The organism is Actinomycetota bacterium, assembly GCA_036280995.1.
Lineage (GTDB): Bacteria > Actinomycetota > CALGFH01 > CALGFH01 > CALGFH01 > CALGFH01.
On sequence record DASUPQ010000892.1, the window covers coordinates 1 to 4,984 of the forward strand.

Annotated in this window: 4 protein-coding genes and 1 pseudogene; 2 read left to right on the plus strand and 3 right to left on the minus strand. The window is 69.3% G+C overall.

The genetic code is table 11. The features are described 5' to 3' along the window. Nucleotides 1-402 precede the first annotated feature (402 nt). The gene (locus VF468_29845) at nucleotides 403-2,151 is read left to right on the plus strand and encodes a sialidase family protein (GenBank protein HEX5882489.1); all 1,749 of its coding nucleotides are present in this window, start codon (nucleotides 403-405) and stop codon (nucleotides 2,149-2,151) included. Between the two features lie 67 nt (nucleotides 2,152-2,218). Next, nucleotides 2,219-3,742, plus strand: coding sequence for a sialidase family protein (locus tag VF468_29850; protein ID HEX5882490.1), 1,524 nt, complete (start codon nucleotides 2,219-2,221; stop codon nucleotides 3,740-3,742). A 329-nt stretch (nucleotides 3,743-4,071) separates the two neighbouring features. Here VF468_29850 and VF468_29855 read toward each other — a convergent pair whose 3' ends face one another. The 3 genes and pseudogenes from VF468_29855 to VF468_29865 form a co-directional block, all read right to left on the minus strand. Further along, a complete protein-coding gene (locus VF468_29855; GenBank protein ID HEX5882491.1) occupies nucleotides 4,072-4,473 on the minus strand; it encodes a nuclear transport factor 2 family protein in 402 nt (133 codons plus the stop codon). Nucleotides 4,474-4,589: 116 nt separating this feature from the next. Continuing rightward, nucleotides 4,590-4,688 (minus strand): helix-turn-helix domain-containing protein, encoded by a 99-nt coding sequence (locus tag VF468_29860; protein ID HEX5882492.1) that lies wholly within the window; start codon nucleotides 4,686-4,688, stop codon nucleotides 4,590-4,592. A gap of 11 nt (nucleotides 4,689-4,699) precedes the next feature. Then, nucleotides 4,700-4,984 (minus strand): annotated as a pseudogene (locus VF468_29865) (recombinase family protein).

Genomic DNA, 4,984 nt, shown 5'->3' on the forward strand with positions numbered 1-4,984 from the left:
TTGGAGGCTCGGGAAAGTGGTGTGCGACGGGCTTGGCGTCGAGGGCTTGGGCGTGGGCCGGGTCATCCAGCGACTCGTGCAGTCGCAGGCACGCCCGACGACCACCGAGGCCAGGGCCTTTGTCAGGAGCGCGGTACGCAACCTCTGCCCAGCACATGCCAGCGCCATCGACTGAGGGCCGGCGGTCCACGCCAGGCAAATGCGGAGCCGCCAGATAGGGGAGTGCCGCGGACACCAGCAGTCACGACCAGTTCCAATTAGGTGATCACAGGTCGACGCGCCGATCCCGGGCGGCATGCTCGGGATTTCTTGATGGTCCCGAAGGTGGTGTAACGGCCGGTCTGCGGGGTTCGTTGCTCAGGAGTAGGAGGAGTGACCTCCGCCGGTCCCAAAGGAGGGCCTATGCGCCGCAGACCGCGCGCCGTGCTTGTCGGACTGTTGCTGTCGCTGGTGGTGATACTGGCCGCCGGGCCAGCGTCGGCGTTGATCCCCGAGACCGAGGTGACGGTCGGCAGCGACGACACCATCTTCTCCCAGAGCAAGCAGAACGAGCCGGCGGTGGCCGTCAACCCAATCGCCCCCCAGATCCTGGCTGCCGGGGCCAATGACAACATCGACATGGAGTCTTGTGACGCCGGGGATCCGACCACCTGCCCGTTCACCCCGGGGGTGGGGCTGTCGGGGGTGCAGTTCTCGACCAACGGCGGCACCTCCTGGGTCCAGCCGACCTATACCGGGTTCTCGGCCCGCGGCTGCCTCGGCCCTGCCGCCTGTGTGCCTGACCCCGCCGGGCCGATCGGGACCCTGCCCAACTACTTCGAGAACGACCTGGTCTCCAACGGCGACCCGGCGGTGGTGTTCGGACCCCGGCCGGACGCCGAGGGAGGCTTTGCCTGGGCGAACGGGGCCCGGCTGTACTACGCCAACATCGCCACCAACTTCCCCGGCCGCCAAGGCTTCCGCGGCCAGGGCGCCATCGCGGTGTCGCGCAGCGATGACATTGCCGGGGCGGTGGCCGGGGACAACGACGCCTGGATGGACCCGGTGATCGTGACCCGCCAGAGCTCGGCGTTGTTCAGCGACAAAGAGCAGCTGTGGGCCGACCAGGCCGAGTCCAGCCCCCATTTCGGCAACGTCTATGTCTGCAACGTCGGCTTCCGTGGTGTGGGGGCGGGGGCGCCGGAGCCGGTGCTGTTCGCCCGCTCCACCGACGGCGGAGCGACCTGGCGGCAGCGCCAGCTGAGCCCGGCCACCAACAACGCCCAGACCGGCGGCCGCCAGGGCTGCACCATCCGGACCGACAGCGACGGCACGGTCTATGTGGTGTGGGTGGGCACCGACATCCAGACCCGCGAGGGCGTGTTCTTCCAGGCCCGGTCCTTTGACGGCGGGGCCAACTTCGAGCGGCCGCGGGTGATCGTGTCGCCGGTCACCAACGTCGGCCAGCTGGACCCGGTCCAGGGCCGCTTCACCGTGGACGGGGTGGCCGGCGCCAGGGCGCCGGTGTTCCCCATGATGGACATCGCCGCCGGCGCCCCCACGGGTGCCGACGCCAGCGACCAGATCGTGATCACCTGGGCCGACGACAGCCTCGGGACCAACCAGGAGCGAGCCTGGGTGGTGTGGTCGACCAACGGGGGTGACAGCTACAGCGCCAAGGTGGTCGCCTCCGAGGGCAGCGACCGGGCCAACTTCCCGGCACCGGCGATCTCCCCCGACGGCCGGGATGTGTACCTGGTCTACAACGCCCACCTGGATCCCTGGCGGACCACCACCGCTGATCCGCGGCGCATGCTGGGGGTCGTCCGTCACGCCAATGTCACCTTGGCCAGCGGTGCCGTGGGGGCGTTCACCACCCTGCATCGGGGGGCGGTCGGGGACGGCCGCGGCTCCAGCGCCAACGGCCTGACGACCGAGTTCCTGGGCGACTACAACTACGCCGTGGCCACCCGCGAGTTCGCCGCCGCGGTGTGGGTGGACAGCCGCAACGCCGCCGTCTGCCCGGCCATCAACGCCTACCGCCAGTCCCTGGTCGACGGCGCGCCCATCCCGGCGCCGGCGCCCAACCAGGACTGCCCTGTCGTTGCCGGCGATCACTTCGGCAACACCGACATCTTCGGCGGGAGCTATCTCGACCCCACCACCCCATAACCGGTCCATATGACAGGTGAGAGGCACCTTCGGACGCCTCTCACCTGCCCTCAGAAGGGGGAATGTCATGCGACGACGCGCGTTCCTCATCTTGCTCGCCTGCCTGGGGCTTGCCCTGGCTGCGGTGGGCCCGGTCGCGGCCGGCCCGCTCACCCCAGGGCCACTCGTCCAGGTCTCCGGCACCAGCGCCTTTCTAGGCTGCACGGCGGATGCGGTTGCCAGCCAGTCGGGCACGGTCTACCTGAACAGTGAGGTCGAGCCCTGGATCGATGTCAACCCGACCAACTCCGCCAATGTGGTGGGGATCTGGCAGCAGGACCGCTGGTCCAACGGGGGGGCGCGGGGACTGGTGGCCGGGGTGAGCACCAACGGCGGCAGCAGCTGGCAGCAGGTGCCGATCCCAGGGATCTCGCTGTGCTCGGGCGGTGACTATCAGCGCTCCACCGACCCCTGGGTCAGCTTCGGCCCCAACGGGACGCTGTATCAGCTGGCCCTGTCCTTCAACGACGTCGCCCCGCCGTTCCTGGCTGCCGACTTCGACCACGCCCTGTTGGCCAGCCGCTCCACCGACGGCGGGCTGAGCTGGAGCGACCCGGTGGTGGTGCGGCGCGACACTGACGCCAACGTGTTCAATGACAAGCAGACGATCACCGCCGACCCCACCGCGGCCAACCTGGTCTATGGCGTGTGGGACCGGCTGGTGTTCCCCTCCAGCGAGGCGGCCAGCGTCCGAGCCAGCTTCCGCACCTCGGCGTTCCGGGGGCCGATCTGGTTCGCCCGGAGCACGAATGGGGGGGTGAGCTGGGAGCCGGCCCGCCAGCTCTATGACCCCGGACAGAACGACCAGACAATCGGCAACCAGATCGCGGTCCTGCCCAACGGGGCCCTGATCAATCTGTTCGCGGAGTTCAACAACGAGAACACCAACCAGCTGCGAGGCTGGACGGTCCGGGTGCTGCGCTCGACCAACAAGGGCCTCAGCTGGTCAGGCCCGATCCTGGTCGATCGGCTGCAGACCATCGGGGTCACCGACCCCGACACCGGCGACGACGTCCGCACCGGGGACATCATCCCGGATGTGGCGGTCGACCCGGTCAGCGGCCGGCTCTCTGCGGTCTGGCAGGACGCCCGCTTCGGCGACGGGGAGTTCGACAGCATCGCCTTCTCCCAGTCCCTGGACGGCGGGCTCACCTGGTCGGCGCCGATCAAGGTCAACCAGACGCCGACCAACCTGCCGGCCGGCAACCAGCAGGCCTTCACCGCCTCGGTCCACGTCAGCGCCAACGGCACCGTCGGGGTCAGCTACTACGACTTCCGCAACAACACCCCGGCGCCGACCACCCTGGAGACCGACCACTTCCTGGTCCACTGCCACCCCACCACCCCGACCGCCTGCGCGACCGCGAGCAACTGGGGTGATGAGGTACGGGTGACCACCAGCTCGTTCAACATGCGCCAAGCCCCCGACGCGGGGGGCTTTTTCACCGGCGACTACGAAGGACTCGACAACATCGGGACCGCCTTCACCTCATTCTTCTCCCAGCCCCACGGAACCGACCCCTCCAGCGCCTTCTTCCGCCGAGTCGGATAGGCACAGGACCAACTCCAGCCGACTGGGGCGAGCCACGCCGGGCGTCCGCCCCGGTCGGCCGAGCGGTCCCCGGCTATTTCGACCAGAGAGAGCCCGGCCAGGCTTCTCGCTCAACGCGGCGCGCTCGACCAGGCTCAGAGCAGATCGTCTACAGCGCCGGCGGCGAACAGGCGGCGAACGCCTGCAACGAGACGGCAGGAGGCGACACGCAACAACACTCGACGCCGAGGTCAGCGGCACGATCGCAGCATCGCCGCTGGTCATGGGATGGCCATGCTTGTGTTTACCCAGCAGCGGTCATGGCGGCCTCGACCGAGGGGCGGGACGGGTTACTCGGGTCCACGGGCCATGTGCTGCACGGCCTGGTCGATTCCCTGGCCGCCTTCGACGTCCTCCAGATAGAGCCGGCCCCAGATGATGCGGTCGCCGCGGACCCCGAAGATGGTGACCCCGCGCATCTCCAGGCGGGTCCCGTCGGTACGGGTGCCGTGCCAGTGCCACTCGGCCCAGCCGGTGTCGTTCTGCTCGGCCGAGCGGAGCAGCTCGGCCTGGAAGTCGGGGACGCCGGCGAAGACCTCGGCCCAGTTCGTCCGGACCTGCTGGCGGCCGACGAATGCCCGGTCGGGATGCAGGGGTTGTTCGCTGCGGTACTGGGGGTCGAAGCAGGCGACGAAGGCGTCCAGGTCGTGGCGGTTCTGGGCGTCGCGGAGTCGCCCGAGCACCTCGCTCACAAGATCTCGCCTCCCCGGGAAGTGTCCAGGACGCCATGCAGCCTCCACGATGGACCGGTGGAGCTGACCGCGAAAGACTCCGCTGAAGAAGCGGTCACACCGATGCGGCGGTCGGGTCAGCGGCTGTCGCCAGTGAGGTGCCGATAGACGGAGGCGCGGCTGACCCCAAGGGTCTTGGCGATCGCGGCCACGCTGTACGGCCCCGAGCGATACATCTGCTGGGCACCTGGAGCTTGTGGACGGTCATGACTGAGGGTCGGCCGCCGCGGCGGCCCCGGGCCCGGGCGGCGGCCAGCCGGCGGTCATGCGCTCGCGAATCAGGTCGCGTTCGACCTCGGCCAAGGCGGCGAACACATGAAAGACGAGCTTGCCGCCGGGAGTGGTGGTGTCAATCGCCTCCTGCAGGCTGCGGAACCCGACGCCGCTCGGCGAGGCCGGTGATGGTGTCGACCAGGTGCCGCAGGGAGCGGCCAAGGCGATCCAGCTTCCAGACGACCAGGGTGTCGCCGGG

Coding starts and splice junctions, on each gene's coding strand:
- VF468_29860 (HEX5882492.1), bottom strand. CDS start 4,688: ATGTATCGCTCGGGGCCGTACAGCGTGGCCGCGATCGCCAAGACCCTT.
- VF468_29850 (HEX5882490.1), top strand. CDS start 2,219: ATGCGACGACGCGCGTTCCTCATCTTGCTCGCCTGCCTGGGGCTTGCC.
- VF468_29845 (HEX5882489.1), top strand. CDS start 403: ATGCGCCGCAGACCGCGCGCCGTGCTTGTCGGACTGTTGCTGTCGCTG.